The organism is Mesorhizobium sp. WSM4312, assembly GCF_002294875.1.
GTDB lineage: Bacteria > Pseudomonadota > Alphaproteobacteria > Rhizobiales > Rhizobiaceae > Mesorhizobium.
In genome coordinates this window covers 178,585-195,310 of the sequence record NZ_NSFU01000011.1, presented here as the reverse complement: position 1 = coordinate 195,310, position 16,726 = coordinate 178,585, and the positions used below count along the sequence as shown (strand labels likewise).

Genomic DNA, 16,726 nt, shown 5'->3' with positions numbered 1-16,726 from the left:
GATGCCGCATCACATCCTCGTCGCCGACGATGACCCGCATATCCGCGAAGTGATCTGCTTCGCGCTGGAAAAGGCCGGCATGAAGACGCTTGGGGTGGCCGACGGCGCCGCCGCCTTGCAGGAAATCGGACGCCGGGCGCCCGACCTCGTCGTGCTCGACATCGGCATGCCGGAGATGGACGGGCTGGAGGTCTGCCGGCGGCTGCGCCACACATCGGATGTGCCGGTGCTGTTCCTGTCCGCGCGCGACGAGGAGATCGACCGCATCCTCGGGCTCGAAATGGGCGGTGACGACTATGTGACGAAGCCGTTCAGCCCGCGCGAGCTGGTCGCCCGCGTCAACGTCATCCTGCGCCGCGCCCGCCCGGCGCCGGCCGCAGCGGCCGACGACCGGCAGTTTTCGCATGGCAAGCTCACTCTGGCGCCGGCCAGCCACGCTGCCGCCTTCGACGGCAAGCCGCTTGCCCTGACGGGGATAGAGTTCTCGATCCTGAAAGGGTTTTTGGCGCGGCCGGCGCATGTGCTCGACCGTGACGCGGTGATGGCAAACGCCTATGCCGGCAAGATCCATGTCGCCGACCGCACCGTCGACAGCCATATCCGCAACATCCGCGCCAAGCTGGCGTCGGTAGGCTGCCTGGACGCCATCGAGACCGTGCATGGCGTCGGCTTCCGGCTCGGCCGATGCGGCTGACGACGTCCAGCAAATGGATCGGCCGCAAATGGCGGCCAAGGCTTGCCACGGTCGTCGTCGCCATCCTGATCATGGTAATGGCCTTGCCGCTGGTCGGCCTGTTCTTCTTCCGCCTCTACGAGAACCAGCTGATCCGCCAGACCGAGGCAGAGCTGATCGCGCAAGGGGCGGCCATTGCCGCCATCTATGCGCAGGAGGTGCGCGAGGCCGGCATTCCCCCGGACAAACTCGGCGCGCCGATGCCGCAGGCCAATGGCGGCGCCAGCCGAGCCGCCAATCCCGACGGCCCGTACCGGCCGATCGAGCCGCGTCTCGATCTCGCCTCCGACGCCGTGCTTCCGACCCGGCCGGCCGCCATGTCCGCCACCGCCGATCCGGCCTTCGCCGCAATCGGCACGCGCCTGTCCGGCATTCTCGACGCCACGCAGAAAACCACGCTGGCCGGCTTCCGGCTGCTCGATCCCCAAGGCGTCGTCATTGCCGGGCGCGGCGAGGTCGGGCAGTCGCTTGGCGAGGTCGATGAGGTGCGAACCGCCCTTGGCGGCCACTATGCCAGCGCGCTCAGGCTGCGCATTCCCGACCAGCCGACGCCGCCGCTCTATTCGGTCAGCCGCGGCACCAAGGTGCGGGTCTTCGTCGCCCTGCCTGTGGCCGTCGACGGCCAAGTCGCCGGCGTGGTCTATGTCTCGCGGACACCCAACAACATCATCAAGCATCTCTATGGCGAACGCGGCAAGGTGACCCTGGCGGCGATCGCCATCCTCGGCGGCACGCTGCTCATCGGCCTGGTGTTCCTGCGCACGGTCAGCCGGCCGATCTATGCGCTGATCGACCGCACCCAGCGCATCGCCGCCGGCGAGCGCGACGCGATCCGGCCGCTCGACCATCATGGCACCTACGAAATGGCCGAGCTGTCCGCCGCTTTCCTCGACATGGCCGAAAGACTGCAGGCGCGATCGGACTCGATCCAGACCTTCGCCACCCATGTCTCGCACGAGCTCAAATCGCCGCTGACGGCGATCCAGGGCGCGGCCGAATTGCTGCGCGATTCCGGCAGCGCGATGGATGATGAGGAGCGGCGGCGCTTCTCCAACAACATCGTCACCGATGCCGGGCGGCTCAATCTGCTGGTGCGGCGGCTGCTCGATCTGGCCAAGGCCGAAAATCTTGCACCGAGCGGCGAAAGCACCTCGATCGGTGCCGCGCTGGCGCTGCTGCCCGCCGACACCAGGCTGGTGGTCCACGTCGAGGCGGGCGGCGATCTCGCCTTGCGCATCTCGGCCGAGAACGCGGCGATCGTGCTTGCCAATCTCATCGACAATTCCGCCAGGCACGGCGCGACGCTGGTTTCGATCACCGCGACAAGCGCCGGCGGCAAGGCGACAGTTCTGGTCGGCGATGACGGCGCCGGCATTTCGCCGAGCAACCGGGCGCGCATCTTCGAGCCGTTCTTCACCACGCGGCGCTCCACCGGCGGCACCGGCATGGGCCTCGGCATCGTGCTGGCCCTCCTGAAAGCGCATGATGGCATGATCCGACTGGTTGACAGCGAGCGCGGCACGCGCTTCGAGATCACACTGCCGGTGGCGTGAGGATTGCCGGCGGCCGGATTCGGAGAAAAAGCAGTGCGCTACGACATCGTCATCATCGGCGGAGCCATCGTAGGCTCATCGGTCGCCTATTATCTGCGCGAGGAAGGGTTTTCCGGCTCCATCGCGCTCATCGAGCGCGATCCGCAATTCGCCCACGCGGCGACGACGCTGTCCATGGCCTCGATCCGCCAGCAATTCTCGATTCCCGAAAACATCCGCCTGTCGCAGTTCACGCTAAAACTGTTCCGGCGGCTGAAGGAGACGTTCGGCACCGATGCCGATATCGGTTTCCGCGAGGGCGGCTATCTTATCCTGGCCGGCGAGAACGGCCTGCCGGTGCTCAAGGCAAACCACGATGCGCAGGTCGCCGAAGGCGCCGACATCGTGCTCGAGGACGCCGAGCAGCTGACGCGGCGCTTTGCCTGGCTGTCGGCCGAGGGTATTTCCGCTGGCGCCTATGGCCGGACCGGCGAAGGCTGGTTCGACGCGCATGCGATGCTGACGCTGTTCCGCAAGGCGCTGCGCGACAAGAAGATCGACTTCATCGCCGCGTCCGTCACCGGCATTGCGCGCGACGGCAACCGCGTCACCGGCGTCTCGCTCGACAATGGCCAGACCTTGGAGGCCGGCATCGTCGTCAACGCCGCCGGGCCGAATGCCGGCAAGGTCGCGGCTCTTGCCGGGCTGGCGCTGCCGGTCGAGCCGCGCAAGCGCAACGTCTTCGTGTTCGAAGCGCGCGAGAAATATGCCGACATGCCGCTGCTGGTCGATCCCTCCGGCATCTATGTGCGGCCGGAAGGCTCGGTCTACCTCACCGGCGGCGCCGAGCCGGAAGAGGGCGACGGCCCGGCCGACCCCAGTGATTTCGAGGTCGACTGGCCGCTGTTCGAAGAGGTGATCTGGCCGGTGCTGGCGACCCGCATTCCCGCCTTCGAGGCAATCAAGGCGACCCGCGCCTGGGCCGGGCACTACGACTACAACACGCTCGACCAGAACGCGGTGATCGGGCCGCATCCCGAGGTCGGCAATTTCCTCTTCGCCAACGGCTTTTCCGGCCACGGCCTGCAGCAGGCGCCGGCGGTCGGCAAGGCGCTGGCCGAGTTCCTGGTGCATGGCGGGTACCGGACGATCGACTGCTCGGCGTTCGGCTATGAGCGGGTGGCCCAGGGACGGGCGTTCCGGGAATTGAACGTGATTTGAGAAGCGGCCGGTTCTCCCTTCTCCCACAAGGGGAGAAGGAAGAGGCGCCTAAGCCGCCGCCAGTCTCCCGGCCTCGACATAAGCCTGCAGCCAGGCCAGCACCCGGCCCCAGCCCTCGGCATGCTCGGCCGCCGCATCGCTGCGCCCGGCAAAACCGCCATGGCAGATGGTGAGGCGCGTGCCCTTGGCGGTCGGCGCAAGCAGCCAGGCGACCGTGGTCTGCCGCCGGCCAAGCGTCGGATGGTCCCAGGCATAGGCCCGTGTCTGCACGATCCGGCGTGGCGCTTCGATCTCGAGGAACTCGCCGCCCGCCGGCAGCTCCCTGCCGTCGGCCGTGCGGACGACGACAGTCCAGCGGCCGCCGACGCGAAGGTCGGCCGACCAGTCGGCCATTCGGTAGGTGCCGGCGGACCCCCACCAGTGCTCGATTTCTCTCGTGACCAGCGCGCGGAAGATGCGTTCAGCAGGCGCTTCGATCTCGGCCGACGCCATGATCGTCTCGCCATTGGTCATGCTCTGTATCCCGAGGATGTGCATCATCGGTGCCTCCGCATCGTTTTGTTTCGGTAGCGAAACGAGCCTTTCATCCTTTCGACGGCGGGCGCTCGAAACCCTTGCCGGTCTCGAGCAGGCTCTTGAGACTGGCCAGCACCAGCGGCCAGCCCTTGGAGACATTCGGGATCAGCCGGTGCGGGCCGTCGGCCTCGTGGGTGACGGCAAGCTTCATCAGTTCGCCGTCCTGTTCCATGGCGAAGGTGCAGCGTGTGTAGCCGTCTTCCTTGACCTCCGACAGCCATTCATTGCGCCATTTGATGACCAGGCGTCGCGGCGGGTCGATCTCGAGGATCTCGCCCGAATCGGCGACGCGGCCGTCGGGGAAGATCAGTTTCCAGCTGGAGCCGACCTTCCACTCGCTTTCCTGATAGGAGCAGAGGAAGAACTGCCGGTTGAACTGCGGGTCGGTGAGCGCCTCCCAGAGTTTTTCGGGCGTGGTGCGGATGTAGGTCACGTAAACGAAGCTGTTGCTCATCAGTCTTCCCTTTCGAGGCGTTTCTTCAGATCACTCAATGCATCCAGCCGATGGCGCTCGAACTTGCCGATCCAGCGCTCGGCGATCTCGTTGATCGGAACCGGGTTGAGGTAGTGCTGCTTCTCGCGTCCCTTGCGCAGCGTGGTGACGAGGTTGGCCTCCTCCAGGATCGCCAAATGCTTGGTCACCGCCTGGCGTGTCATGTCCATCTCCGCGCACAGCGCGTTCAGCGTCTGCCCGTTCCGGGCATGGAGGTTGTCCAGCAATTGCCGGCGTGTCGGGTCGGCCAAGGCGCGAAAGACTGCATCCATGCTCATGGCTTTAATATGCAACCATTTGGTTGCATGTCAAGCGGCAAGATCGTGCGCCGTCGGCGGTTGGGCGCGGCCACGGGAGAAAAAGTCAGCCCTTGCGGGAGAACCAGAAGGCGTCGGCCATGCGTTTCATGCCGATGCGTTCGTAAAAGCCGACCGCATCGGGCATGGAAATCAGGCTGATGGCGACCGACGGCCCGAGCTGCCGCCGCGCCTCGTCCATCAGGCCCCTGCCGATGCCGAGCCCCTGCGCCGATCGGGAGACGGCGAGTTCCGAGATGTAGCAGACCCAGGAGAAGTCGGTGACTGCGCGGGCCACGCCGATCAGCGGCTTGCCTTCCATGTCGAGGCGCGCGGTCAGCACAAGATTGGCGCCGGACAGCATGGCCCGCAGCCTGGCGGGATCATCGACAGGCCGTGTCTCGCCGAGGCCGGACTCCACCAGCACGCGGCGGAATTCGGCGATGTCGAGCGCGGGCTCGCTTGCGTAGACGAATTGGGGTTTTCAGCCATGGCGGCCAGACTGCACCATCGCTTCGCGAATTCGAAGTCGTTTTGTGGTACGGCCCTTGTGCCAGCGGGCACGAACAGCTGCCTTTTATTTGCCCTCGGCTTTGTGTAAACGGGGCGTCAGCAAATCCCCCGCAACGAAAACACGGGCCAAAGCCATGGAAAAATTCACCAAGCTCACCGGCGTCGCCGCTCCGATGCCGATCGTCAATGTCGACACCGACATGATCATCCCGAAGGATTATCTCAAGACGATCAAGCGCACCGGCCTCGGCACCGGCCTGTTCGCCGAGATGCGCTACAATGACGACGGTTCGGAAAATCCGGATTTCGTGCTCAACAAGCCGGCCTACCGCAAGGCGCAGATCCTGGTCGCCGGCGACAATTTCGGCTGCGGCTCGAGCCGCGAGCACGCGCCCTGGGCGCTGCTCGACTTCGGCATACGCTGCGTCATCTCGACCTCTTTCGCCGACATCTTCTACAACAACTGCTTCAAGAACGGCGTGCTGCCGATCACCGTCAGCCCCGAGGATCTCGAGAAGCTGATGGACGACGCCTCGCGCGGCTCCAACGCCACTTTGTCGATCGACCTAGAAGCCAAGGAAATCCGCGGCCCGGATGGCGGCGTGGTCAAGTTCGACCTCGACGACTTCAAGCGGCACTGCATGCTCAACGGGCTCGACGATATCGGCCTGACCATGGAGAAGGCCGGCGCCATCGCCTCGTTCGAGAAGAAGAACGCCGAACAGCGTCCCTGGGCCTGAGCGGCACCGTCCGACGATAGGCCCGGCCGGGTTCAGGCCGGGTTTGGTGGCGACTGAAGGGAGGGACAGTCATGGCACGTTCGCTTCTTGCCGGCGTTTGCGGCTTGGCCTTGTTGCTGGTGCCCAGCGTGAGTGCCTTTGCGCAGACGCAGACGCCAGCCGCAGCCCAGAAGCCGGCCGGCCAGCCGGCGACCGACCAGGGATCGTCGAGCACCAGCGACGCGGCGCCCGCCGACGACGACAAGCAGGCGCCGATAGCGTTCGAGGGCGGCCAGCTGACCATCACGCAGCCCGAGCAGGACGGCGAGAAGGTGCTCGCCTATGATGGCAAGCAGCTGGCCAGCAACTACGATGTCTTCTTCGACAGGATCGTGAAGATCGGCGACGTCAACGTGGCGCTGGTCGATGTCGGCGACGGCGGCAATCAATGCGGCCCGGCCAAGGTGATCGTCTGGAAGCCGAAGGACGGCGAGATCAAGACCACGATGGTCGAGCAGGACGAATGCGGCGCGCCGCCGGCGGCGATCTCCGACAGCGCCATCTATTTCGTGCCCTATCTGCTGCCGGGCGATGAGAAGCCGGCCCTGCAATGGTCGCCGACATCGGGGCTGACCACCTCCGGCAATCTGACCTACATGCCGGAACCGGGGACCGACTGGAAAGACATCGACCCGTCGACATACGACAACATCATCGACGCCTTCCACAATGAGGCGGTCTACAAGGAAGCCGAAAAGCTGCTCGGCAAGGACATGCCCGACATGGCGACCAGCCTGCTGGTCGGCGGCGGCACGGAAAAGACCGCGTCGGGCGCCTTCTATGCCAGTGGCTGCGTGCCGCATGATTGCGGCGGCAATGACGGCTTCATGGCGGTCGATCCGGCCAAGCACAAGCTCTACTTCGCCCGCCGCGGCGACAATGGCGAGCCAGCGGCGTGGCCGCCGACGGCGACATGGCCGACCGATGTCAAGGAAGCACTGGATAAGGCGCTGTCATCGGGAAATTAGGGCGGCCCCCGCAGCCCCCGCGCTTTCGGGAGGAGGCCTCCGGCTGATCTCCGGACTGCGTCGTGACAATGGTCCGCCTCGCTTGGCCCACGACCCGCGCCGCGCCGCCTGCTAGATGCAGGCCACAATCCGAGGAGGCCCCCCAATGCGCAAACTGATCTCCACCGGTTCGCCCTTCGAGAAGACCGCCGGCTATTCGCGCGCGGTGGTGCAGGGCGACTGGTGCTTCGTGTCCGGGACGACCGGCTATGATTACGCGTCGATGACGATGCCGGAGACGGTCGAGGCGCAGACGCGCAACTGCCTGGCGACGATCGGCAAGGCGCTGGCCGATGGCGGTTTCGAGATGTCAGACGTGGTGCGGGCGCATTACTACATCACCGACCAGGCCTTTGTGGACGTGGTCTTCCCGATCCTGGGCGAGACCTTCGGCGACATCAGGCCGGCGGCGACGATGATCGTGTGCCAGCTCAACAAGCCGGAAATGAAGATCGAGATCGAAGTCACGGCGCTGCGACGCTCGGCTCCGGGGCGCTGAGATCATGAAGGTCCGGCGCATCGTGGCCAATATCGAGACGCAGGATGCGGCGGCGGCGAAGCGCTTCTACCATGATGTGCTTGGCCTCGACGTGCTGATGGACCAGGGCTGGATCGCCACTTACGGCTCCGAGGAAAAGATGCAGGTGCAGGTCTCTTTCATGGCGCAAGGCGGCTCCGGCACGCCGGTGCCGGACCTGTCGATCGAGGTCGACGATATCGAGGCAGCACTCGAAGGCATGAAGGCCGCCGGCTTCGCCATCGAATACGGCCCGGCCGACGAACCGTGGGGCGTGCGGCGCTTCTATGTGCGCGATCCCCTGGGCCGGCTGGTCAACATTCTCTCACATCGGTGATCGCGGTTCTGAACCGCAGGCTTGCGCCGCAAGCGCTTGGCGTTTAGCAAGGCCGCGGTTCAAATCTTTCTGGGACGGTTTTTCCATGGCAACGAAGCATCTTTTCCTGCTCCCCGGCGACGGCATCGGCCCCGAGGCCATGGCCGAGGTCAAGAAGCTGATATCGGCCATGAACGAAAAGCTCGGCAGCGGCTTCGCCACCGATGAGGGCCTGGTCGGCGGCTGCGCCTACGACGCGCATGGCGCGGCGATCTCCGATGCCGACATGGCCAAGGCGATGGCGGCGGACGCGGTGCTGTTCGGCGCCGTCGGCGGACCGAAATGGGATGCCGTGCCTTACGAGGTGCGGCCCGAGGCCGGCCTGCTGCGGCTGCGCAAGGACATGGAGCTGTTCGCCAATCTGCGCCCGGCCATCTGCTATCCGGCACTCGCCGCGTCCTCCTCGCTCAAGCAGGAGGTGGTCGAAGGCCTAGACATCCTCATCGTGCGCGAGCTGACCGGCGGCGTCTATTTCGGCGAACCCAAGCAGATCATCGATCTCGGCAACGGCCAGAAGCGCGGCATCGACACCCAGGTCTACGACACGTTCGAGATCGAGCGCATTTCGGGCGTCGCCTTCGAGCTCGCGCGCACCCGCAAGAACCACGTGACCTCGATGGAAAAGCGCAACGTCATGAAGTCGGGCGTGCTGTGGAACGAGGTGGTCACCCAGACGCACAAGGCGCGCTACTCCGACGTCAAGCTCGACCACATGCTGGCCGATGCCGGCGGCATGCAGCTGGTGCGCTGGCCAAAACAGTTCGACGTCATCGTCACCGACAATCTGTTCGGCGATATGCTGTCCGACATCGCCGCCATGCTGACCGGCTCGATCGGCATGCTGCCGTCCGCCTCGCTCGGCGCGCCAGACGTCAAGACCAAGAAGCGCAAGGCGCTCTACGAGCCCGTGCACGGCTCGGCGCCCGACATCGCCGGCAAGGGCATCGCCAACCCGATCGCCATGATCGCTTCCTTCGCCATGTGCCTGCGCTATTCCTTCGGCATGGTCGATGAGGCCGACAGGCTGGAAGGCGCGATCGCCGCCGTGCTCGATCAGGGCCTGCGGACGAAGGACATTTTCTCGCCGGGCATGACCGAGGTCGGCACGGTCGAGATGGGCGACGCGATCATCGCCAAGTTCCTGGGTTAACGCGCTCACTTAGAGCGTTTCACCGTTTCATGGAAACGGCGAACCGCTCTAACTCTTTGTTTTGACACAATTCCCAAGGGAAAGCGCTATGCGCTTTTCCCGGGAAAACCGCTCACACTTTTCCTGGAATTGCTCTAGCGTATTTCGCCGGCGAGCTGCCGCAGCAGGCCGACGAGTTGCGCTTCGTCCACCGGTTCGAAAAAGGCCGCGTCGGCGGTCTCCACGGCAACGATGGCGCGCTGCGCGGCGGCGGCCCCGGCCGGGGTGACGCGGATCACCTTGGCACGCGAATCCCTGGGGTCGGCTTCCCGCGCGATCAAACCCTTGGCCTCGAGCCGGGCAACGACGTCCGAGGTCATCTTCACCTCGGTGCCTGCCTGGGCGGCGAGCTGCACCTGGTTGGGCGGCTCGCCATTGCGGCCCAGCCACATGGCGGAGGCCAGGAGCACGAATTGGACATGTGTCAGGTCGAGCGGCGCCAATGCCGCGGTCATGACGCGCTGCCAGCGCATGGTGGTTCGCCACAACAACAAGCCGGGGCTCTCCGAAGGTCCGCTGAAGCGCGTCTTCAAATCCCGTCCATCAGCCACCGTTCGCCAACTCCTTTGCCTGCTCGAACAATTTAGCCATCGACACGTCGAAATCGCCGCTGATCTGCGGGCCGAGTTCGGGTCCGACCTCGGCTGCCGAGGGGCCGGAAATCTCGAGCCGGTGCGTCACCTGCGTGCCGCCCTCGACCGGCACCAGCGTGTGCCGGAACAGCAATTTCGTATCACCGAACGACGTCTCGTCGGCATAGGTGACGTTATCGACGAGATCGACGATGGTCGATTCGAACGTGTCCTGCCCGACCGGCGTCACCGAGACGCGGGTGCCCTTGGCGAACGGTCCGTGCAGCACGAAAGTGTCGGACCCTTCATAGGTGAGGCGGCCCTCGTGCAACGCCTTCAGCGCGTTCCAGATGGCTGCTGAGGGAAGGGAGGAAATCGCGGTGTATTCATTGCTCCACATTGTCCTGGCTCCATTCATCTTGTCTGATCGACCATTCAATCTGTGCACAGACTATCTGTGCGCGGATTAAATTGCAAGAGGAATCTTCAGCCGTGACGAAGTTCGGCCGAACGATCGTTTTTTGGGAGTGACTCACCCCTTTTCTCGGGAAACTGGCTGTTAAACTCCGACCCCCGCGGGCACCGGCCCCCAGGCGTTCTTGCCCGCCTGGGATGGCACAAGCCCGAAGACCAGCACGGCTACGCCACCGATGGCTGGGATGAAGCAGAGCAAGACAAACCAGCCGCTCTTGCCGAAGTCGTGAAGACGTCGCACGGCAAGCGCGATCCAGGGCAGGTTGAGCGCCAACGCGACAATAAAGAAGGGCAGGAATCCGATCGCGTTCCTGCTCGGAACGTCGCGGAAACCGTTGATGGCAAGATCCACAAGTATCCCGAAACCCAGCATGGCAAACACCAGGATGGTCGAACACAGCCAGAAGGCCCAGTATTCCTTGCGGCGGGCGCGTCCCTTGAAATTGAAAAAATCCACACTGACCGTGCACAGGAAGTATGCCCACAGACCTGTGGAACGAGTGGGCCGGGTTTCAGGGGCAAGACCAGGCTGGCCAGGGGTCGCCGAGGGTGCGGGCGAACTCGCGGCGACGATGTTGCGCGCTGTTCCGTCGTCCGGCTGGAATTCGACAAGACGGCCTCTGACGAGGGCTATCTCCCGGCTCAGATCCGTCCGTGTGAAAAAATAGCGCTTGCCGTCAGCGCCGTCGATGTAGCCGTAGTCTTGATCCGCATCGTAGTGAAACACCGTACCGCGCATTGCTTTCCCCCTGCATCGCCTCGCCAGCATGCTACCCAGGGTTGTTCATAAGTGCAATATGCACGCCACGCTAAACTCTGACCCCCGCCGGCACTGGCCCCCACTGGTTTTCGCGCCCCTGTGTCGGGATCAATGCGAAGACCAGAATGATCAAGCTGCCGAAGGTCGGGATCAGGATGACCAGGCTGAGCCAGCCGGTCAGGCCGAGGTCGTGCAGGCGGCGCACGATCATGCCGAGGCTGGGCAGGAAGGTGGCCAGCAGGAACATGCCGAAAAGCCCCACTGTCATCGCCGGCAGCTCGGCATTGTCGAAATTGCCTATCTCGGCATCGGTGAAAACGCCGATGCCGACGATCACCAGCAACGCGATCGTCCAGAACAGGCAATAGCCCCAATATTCCTTGCGCCGGGCGCGGCCGGCGAAATTGAAGTAGTTCCGGGTCACACCGCTCCAGAAATAGGACCAGAGATCGGTGGGCTCTGCCGGCTCGGCCGTCCGGCCGAAATGCTGCGCCGGCGCTGCGACGGCCGCGGGTACGGGATTGGCCTGAGCCGGTGCGGGGTTTATGCCGGCGGCCGGGCTTGCGGCCTGGGTGGCGATCGAGAAGACGTCACGCGCCTGGCCGCCGCCCGGCTGGAACTCGACCGCCGTGCCCTTGGGCATCGCGGTTTGCCGGCGAAGGTTCTCGCGGGTGAATGTGTAGCGGTTGCCGTCGGCTCCGGTGATGAAGCCGAAACCCTGGTCCTCGTCATAGTGAAGCACTTCGCCACGCATCACCCACCCCCCTTGTCGCCGCGTCCCCGCCAAGATGTGGCACGGGGCCGAGCCCACGGGCAAGACCGTGCGGCATGGCTACCATATTAGCGGCAAATCGAGCATAAGGCTTGACGTGCAGCCGTCTTCACCGAAGCAGACCATGACAGTCGAGCATTCCGATGCCAGCGCCGGGACCGAGGAAGGGCAGGCCGCAAGGCCGGCGAGGCTTGCCCCTGCACTGGCCATCGATGCGACCGGCCTGATGTTCTGGCCGCCCGGCAAGGGCCTGGCGGGCATTCCACGGGTGGAGAGCTTTCTCGTCAATGCGGCGTTGGCGGATCCCGACCCCGACGTGGAGGTGGTGGCGTTCAGGCCAGGCGAAGGCCGGTTCCGGCCGCTTGCGCCTTTCGAACAGGACCACGTCGCGGCCGGCGAGATTTCACCGCATCGTGTCAAGCAGTGGCCGGGGAGACGCGCGGCGCTGTCGCGGGCTTTCGAGGCGGTGCGGCAGCAGCCCTGGGACAAGCGTGACGCGGACCGCCATCTGGCCAGGACGGTGACCAATGGCGGCATGGGGATCGCCTGGCAGGCGACGCGGCTGTTGATCCGCGCCTATCGCCTCTACCAGCGGGCGCGGATCCGCCTTGGCTTGCGAGAGGCCCCGGCCCGGCCGGCCGAGACGGAGCCCGCCCTTGTGCTGATCAGTCATCACATCCTGACCCAGGAAGACCGGTTCGCCGTTTCGGGCGGCGCCGGCAAGGTTGCCTTCCTGTGTCACGACATCATCACGGCATTGCGCCCCGACCTGATCGGCTTGAGCGCCGGCGAGCGCCGTTTCGGCTCCGATCTCGAGCAGCTCGTGCGCGCCGGTGCGCCGGCATTCTGCGCCTCCGACGAGGTCGGCGCGACGCTGACCGAATATATGCGCAAGGCCGGCATCGGCGCGCCGGTGGTGTACCGGTTTCCGATGCCTTCCATCCTGCACGAGACGGCATCGCGCATCGGCGCGACCTCGCGCATCGAGGCCGGCGAGCCGTTCGTGTTCTATTGCTCGACCATCGAAGTGCGCAAGAACCACATATTGCTGGCGCGGATCTGGCAGCAGGCGCGGGAAGAGGGCGTCAAGCTGCCAAGGCTTGTCTGCGCCGGGCGCTGGGGCTGGATGATCGAACCGCTACGTGCTTTTCTCAAGGTGCATCCCGAACTGCTCCAGTCGGTCACCTTCACCGGACTGGTCAGCGACGAGCAGCTCATAGGCTATTATCGCAGCGCCACCTTCGGCGTTTTTCCCTCGCATATAGAGGGCTGGGGCTACGGCGCCTCGGAATGTCTCGATTTCGGCGTTCCGGTCATCGTGTCGACGGCGCCGTCGCTGATCGAAGCGAGCGGCGGGCTGATGCCGGCGATCGATTCCGAAGACCATGCCGGCTGGTACGCCGCCATCCGCAGGATGGCTGAGGATCATGCCTGGCGTTCCTCATTGGCGGAGCGCATCGCCCAAAACCATCGGCCGACGCCGGCGGCCGCCAGCTGGTCGGCCATCAAGGCCGGCCTGAAAGAGAGCGCGTCCCGGCGTTCGTAGGGTTACGAAGGCCGCTTCTTCGGCTTCTTGTGCTTCGGCGGGCCGGCATTGTCGAACTTCGGCTTGCCCGGCTTTTTCGCCCACGGCTTTGCGTCATGCGCGGCTGCCGGGCGCTGGTCGACCGAGGCCGGTGCGCGCTTCTCGAATTTGCGCTTCGGCGCGTTCGGGTCGAATGGCGCCTTGCCGCGATGCGGCTTCTTGTCGGGGCTGGGCGGCTGATAGCCGGCCCGCGACAGGTCCGGCGTGCCGTCGAGCCGCTTGACCACGATATTGCCCTGCAGTTTGCGGTCGGGCCCGATGGCGGCGAGAAAACGGTCGGCCCAGTCCGCGGCGATCTGCACGAAGGTTTCTTCCGGCTGCATCTTGATGGCGCCGATCTCGCGCTTCGAGATGCTGCCGGTGCGGCACAGCATCGGGATCAGCCAGCGCGGCTCGGCATTCTGCCGGCGTCCGACCGACAGCGAGAACCAGACGCTGGCGCCGAAATCGTCACGGCGGCTCGGCGCCTCGTCGCGCTGCGCGAAATTTTCGCCGGCCGGTCTTTCGCGCGCCAGTCTTTCACGCGAAGGCGTGAACGGCGCGACGTCCATGAGGTCCTCGGGCGCCGAGCGGCTGGCGCGGCACTGGCGCACGAAGGCGGCCGCCACCTGTTCGGGGCCATGCTTGGCGAGAAGCGCGTCGATGAAAGCGCGCTCATCGTCCTTCACCGGCTCGTCGAAGGCCGGATCGGCGAGGATGCGCTCGTCGTCGCGGCGCATCACATCGTCGGCGGAGGGCGGGCTCGCCCAGGTCGCCTTGAGGCCGGCGTTCTGCAACAGCCGCTCGGTGCGCCTGCGGGCGCTGCCCGGCACGATCAGTGCGCTGACGCCCTTGCGCCCGGCGCGGCCGGTGCGGCCGCTGCGGTGCAGCAGCGTTTCGGGATTGGTCGGCAGGTCGGCGTGGATGACCAGTTCGAGGTTGGGCAGGTCGATGCCGCGCGCCGCGACGTCGGTGGCGATGCATACTTTTGCGCGGCCGTCGCGCATCGCCTGCAGCGCATGGCTGCGCTCGTTCTGGCTGAGCTCGCCCGAAAGCGCGACGACGGAAAAATTGCGGTTGTTGAAACGCGCGGTCAGGTGATTGACGGCGGCACGCGTGTTGCAGAACACCAGCGCGTTCTTGGCCTCGTAGAAACGCAGCACGTTGATGATGGCGTTCTCGCGGTCGGCCTGGGCGACGTTGAGCGCCCGGTATTCGATGTCGAGATGCTGCTTTTCCTCGCCGGCGGCGGAGATGCGCACGGCATCGCGCTGATAGCCCTGCGCCAGCGTGGCGATGGAGCGTGGCACGGTGGCCGAGAACATCAGCGTGCGGCGTTCGGCCGGCGCGGCATCGAGGATGAATTCGAGGTCCTCGCGAAAACCGAGATCGAGCATCTCGTCGGCCTCGTCGAGCACCACCGCCTTCAGCGCCGACATGTCGAGCGAGTTGCGGGTGATGTGGTCGCGCAGGCGGCCGGGCGTGCCGACGACGATATGGGCGCCACGCTCCAGCGTGCGCCGCTCGGTGCGCATGTCCATGCCGCCGACGCAGGACGCCACCGTGGCGCCGGTCGGCTCGTAAAGCCATTCGAGTTCCCGTGTCACCTGCAGCGCAAGCTCGCGCGTCGGCGCCACCGCCAATGCCAGCGGCGCCGTGGCCGGGCCAAAACGCTCGGCGCCGTCGAGAAGCGTCGGCGCCATGGCAAGGCCGAAGGCCACGGTCTTGCCGGAGCCGGTCTGCGCCGACACCAGCGCATCGGCCTGGCCGAGTTCCAGCACCGCCTTCTGCACCGGCGTCAGTTCGGAATAGCCGCGTTTTTCCAGCGCCTGTGCCAGCGCCGGGACGATACCTTCAAAGTTGGACATCTCGCTCTTTCGGAATTCAGGGTTCTGCGCTCATCATGGAGCACATCGGGGCCGGCGCCGCGCCAGCCCAACAATCTTGGCCGTTCGTACTTCCTGCCGCCGCTCTTGTACAGGGCGCGCCATGAAGGCCATGCGCCGCGCCGCGCATTGACTCCTGCCGCAAACCGCGTAAAAGCCCGCTTCGAACGGGATCGTTTTTCGATGCGCGGCCTTTTGATGGCTCTTCTTGCATTCGATGCCCCCAGCCGCAATGCGAACCATTGGGCCGGGCGCGTCGGCGCGTCCCCTCGTTCCAGCAAAACCACGGCCAAGAAAACCACCACCAAAACGTTGTGATTCCCTTGGCCTAACCACCCTCTCCCGGGTCCGGCCCGGGGGACGGAACCCGCATTGGCCGGCGGGTTTTCTCCAAAAACCAAGCGGAGAGGGACAGGAGATCTTTATGAGTTTCAAGGTTGCAGTCGTCGGCGCCACGGGCAATGTGGGCCGGGAAATGCTCAACATACTGGAAGAGCGCGGCTTTCCGGTAAGCGAAGTGGTGGCGCTGGCGTCGCGGCGCAGCCAGGGCACGGAAGTGTCGTTCGGCGACCGCACGCTGAAGGTCAAGGCGCTCGACCAGTATGATTTTTCCGACACCGACATATGCGTCATGTCGGCCGGCGGCAATGTCTCCAAGGAATGGTCGCCGAAGATCGGCAAGCAGGGCTGCGTCGTCATCGATAATTCGTCGGCCTTCCGCTACGACCAGGACGTGCCGCTGATCGTGCCGGAAGTGAACCCGGACGCGATCTCGCTGTTCACGCGCAAGAACATCATCGCCAACCCGAACTGCTCGACCGCGCAGCTGGTCGTGGCGCTGAAGCCGCTGCACGATTTCGCCACCATCAAGCGCGTCGTCGTCGCCACCTACCAGTCGGTATCGGGCGCCGGCAAGGAAGGCATGGACGAGCTGTTCACCCAGACCCGTGCGGTGTTCGTCGCCGACCAGGTCGACGTCAAGAAGTTCACCAAGCGCATCGCCTTCAACGTCATTCCGCATATCGACGTCTTCCTCGACGACGGCTTCACCAAGGAAGAGTGGAAGATGGTCGCCGAGACCAAGAAGATGCTCGATCCCAAGATCAAGCTGACGGCGACCTGCGTGCGCGTGCCGGTGTTCATCGGCCATTCGGAAGCGGTCAACATCGAGTTCGAGAAGCCGATCACCGCCGACGAGGCGCGCGACATCCTGCGCGACGCGCCGGGCTGCCAGGTCTTGGACAAGCGCGAGGACGGCGGCTACATCACGCCGTTGGAATCGGCCGGCGAGGACGCCACCTTCATCTCGCGCATCCGCGAGGATTCGACCGTCGACAACGGCCTGTCGATGTGGGTCGTCTCCGACAATCTGCGCAAGGGCGCCGCGCTCAACGCGGTGCAGATCGCCGAGCTCCTGGTCGAGCGCGGCTTGATCCAGCCGAAGAAGAAGGCGGCCTGACGGCGGT

At 65.2% G+C, this 16,726-nt stretch carries 19 protein-coding genes; 10 read left to right on the top strand and 9 right to left on the bottom strand.

What is annotated here, in order from left to right:
• Nucleotide 1: 1 nt before the first annotated feature.
• Genes CK228_RS20335 through CK228_RS20325 form a run of 3 tightly spaced genes read left to right on the top strand, consistent with a single transcriptional unit; the run spans nt 2 to nt 3,486 of the window.
• Entirely contained in the window at nt 2-694 is a 693-nt protein-coding gene (locus tag CK228_RS20335; RefSeq protein WP_095774862.1) for a response regulator transcription factor, read from the top strand.
• Nucleotides 685-2,286, top strand: a complete 1,602-nt coding sequence (locus tag CK228_RS20330) for an ATP-binding protein (protein WP_095788985.1) — start codon at nt 685-687, stop codon at nt 2,284-2,286. The genes CK228_RS20335 and CK228_RS20330 overlap by 10 nt, the downstream gene beginning before the upstream one ends.
• A gap of 33 nt (nt 2,287-2,319) precedes the next feature.
• The gene (locus CK228_RS20325; protein WP_095788984.1) at nt 2,320-3,486 is read left to right on the top strand and encodes an FAD-binding oxidoreductase; all 1,167 of its coding nucleotides are present in this window, start codon (nt 2,320-2,322) and stop codon (nt 3,484-3,486) included.
• A gap of 48 nt (nt 3,487-3,534) precedes the next feature.
• Here CK228_RS20325 and CK228_RS20320 read toward each other — a convergent pair whose 3' ends face one another.
• The 4 genes from CK228_RS20320 to CK228_RS20305 all read right to left on the bottom strand — a co-directional run bounded on the left by CK228_RS20320 (nt 3,535) and on the right by CK228_RS20305 (nt 5,278).
• Nucleotides 3,535-4,026: an SRPBCC domain-containing protein gene (locus tag CK228_RS20320; RefSeq protein WP_095788983.1), complete on the bottom strand. Its 492-nt coding sequence runs from the start codon at nt 4,024-4,026 to the stop codon at nt 3,535-3,537.
• A 43-nt stretch (nt 4,027-4,069) separates the two neighbouring features.
• Entirely contained in the window at nt 4,070-4,516 is a 447-nt protein-coding gene (locus CK228_RS20315) for an SRPBCC family protein (protein ID WP_095788982.1), read from the bottom strand.
• Nucleotides 4,516-4,827, bottom strand: coding sequence for a metalloregulator ArsR/SmtB family transcription factor (locus CK228_RS20310; protein WP_064987727.1), 312 nt, complete (start codon nt 4,825-4,827; stop codon nt 4,516-4,518). The genes CK228_RS20315 and CK228_RS20310 overlap by 1 nt, the downstream gene beginning before the upstream one ends.
• A 91-nt stretch (nt 4,828-4,918) precedes the next feature.
• Nucleotides 4,919-5,278, bottom strand: coding sequence for a GNAT family N-acetyltransferase (locus CK228_RS20305; protein ID WP_245438076.1), 360 nt, complete (start codon nt 5,276-5,278; stop codon nt 4,919-4,921).
• Between the two features lie 220 nt (nt 5,279-5,498).
• Here CK228_RS20305 and leuD point away from each other — a divergent pair, with 220 nt between their 5' ends.
• The 5 genes from leuD to leuB all read left to right on the top strand — a co-directional run bounded on the left by leuD (nt 5,499) and on the right by leuB (nt 9,193).
• Nucleotides 5,499-6,104 carry a 3-isopropylmalate dehydratase small subunit gene (gene leuD, locus CK228_RS20300; protein WP_019862120.1) on the top strand — a complete coding sequence of 202 codons (606 nt, stop codon included), beginning with the start codon at nt 5,499-5,501 and terminating at the stop codon, nt 6,102-6,104.
• A 71-nt stretch (nt 6,105-6,175) separates the two neighbouring features.
• On the top strand, nt 6,176-7,111 hold the full coding sequence (locus CK228_RS20295) for a hypothetical protein (RefSeq protein WP_095788980.1): 936 nt from the start codon (nt 6,176-6,178) through the stop codon (nt 7,109-7,111).
• A gap of 145 nt (nt 7,112-7,256) precedes the next feature.
• Entirely contained in the window at nt 7,257-7,649 is a 393-nt protein-coding gene (locus tag CK228_RS20290) for a RidA family protein (RefSeq protein ID WP_095788979.1), read from the top strand.
• A gap of 4 nt (nt 7,650-7,653) precedes the next feature.
• Complete coding sequence (locus CK228_RS20285) at nt 7,654-8,004, top strand: VOC family protein (RefSeq protein WP_095788978.1); 351 nt, start codon at nt 7,654-7,656, stop codon at nt 8,002-8,004.
• 85 nt (nt 8,005-8,089) lie between these two features.
• On the top strand, nt 8,090-9,193 hold the full coding sequence (gene leuB / locus CK228_RS20280) for a 3-isopropylmalate dehydrogenase (protein WP_032932300.1): 1,104 nt from the start codon (nt 8,090-8,092) through the stop codon (nt 9,191-9,193).
• 134 nt (nt 9,194-9,327) lie between these two features.
• Here leuB and CK228_RS20275 read toward each other — a convergent pair whose 3' ends face one another.
• The 4 genes from CK228_RS20275 to CK228_RS20260 all read right to left on the bottom strand — a co-directional run bounded on the left by CK228_RS20275 (nt 9,328) and on the right by CK228_RS20260 (nt 11,792).
• On the bottom strand, nt 9,328-9,783 hold the full coding sequence (locus tag CK228_RS20275) for a MarR family winged helix-turn-helix transcriptional regulator (RefSeq protein WP_095788977.1): 456 nt from the start codon (nt 9,781-9,783) through the stop codon (nt 9,328-9,330).
• On the bottom strand, nt 9,776-10,204 hold the full coding sequence (locus tag CK228_RS20270; protein WP_095788976.1) for a polyketide cyclase: 429 nt from the start codon (nt 10,202-10,204) through the stop codon (nt 9,776-9,778). Before CK228_RS20270 ends, CK228_RS20275 begins: the two co-directional genes overlap by 8 nt.
• A gap of 159 nt (nt 10,205-10,363) precedes the next feature.
• Nucleotides 10,364-11,017 (bottom strand): DUF805 domain-containing protein, encoded by a 654-nt coding sequence (locus CK228_RS20265; protein WP_095788975.1) that lies wholly within the window; start codon nt 11,015-11,017, stop codon nt 10,364-10,366.
• A 70-nt stretch (nt 11,018-11,087) separates the two neighbouring features.
• Nucleotides 11,088-11,792, bottom strand: a complete 705-nt coding sequence (locus CK228_RS20260) for a DUF805 domain-containing protein (RefSeq protein ID WP_095788974.1) — start codon at nt 11,790-11,792, stop codon at nt 11,088-11,090.
• A gap of 142 nt (nt 11,793-11,934) precedes the next feature.
• On the opposite strand from CK228_RS20260, the gene CK228_RS20255 reads away from it, so the two are divergent.
• Nucleotides 11,935-13,356: a glycosyltransferase gene (locus tag CK228_RS20255; protein WP_179295983.1), complete on the top strand. Its 1,422-nt coding sequence runs from the start codon at nt 11,935-11,937 to the stop codon at nt 13,354-13,356.
• A gap of 2 nt (nt 13,357-13,358) precedes the next feature.
• Here CK228_RS20255 and CK228_RS20250 read toward each other — a convergent pair whose 3' ends face one another.
• Nucleotides 13,359-15,242 (bottom strand): DEAD/DEAH box helicase, encoded by a 1,884-nt coding sequence (locus tag CK228_RS20250; protein ID WP_095788972.1) that lies wholly within the window; start codon nt 15,240-15,242, stop codon nt 13,359-13,361.
• Nucleotides 15,243-15,684: 442 nt separating this feature from the next.
• Here CK228_RS20250 and CK228_RS20240 point away from each other — a divergent pair, with 442 nt between their 5' ends.
• Nucleotides 15,685-16,719 (top strand): aspartate-semialdehyde dehydrogenase, encoded by a 1,035-nt coding sequence (locus CK228_RS20240; RefSeq protein ID WP_010912399.1) that lies wholly within the window; start codon nt 15,685-15,687, stop codon nt 16,717-16,719.
• Nucleotides 16,720-16,726 lie beyond the last annotated feature (7 nt).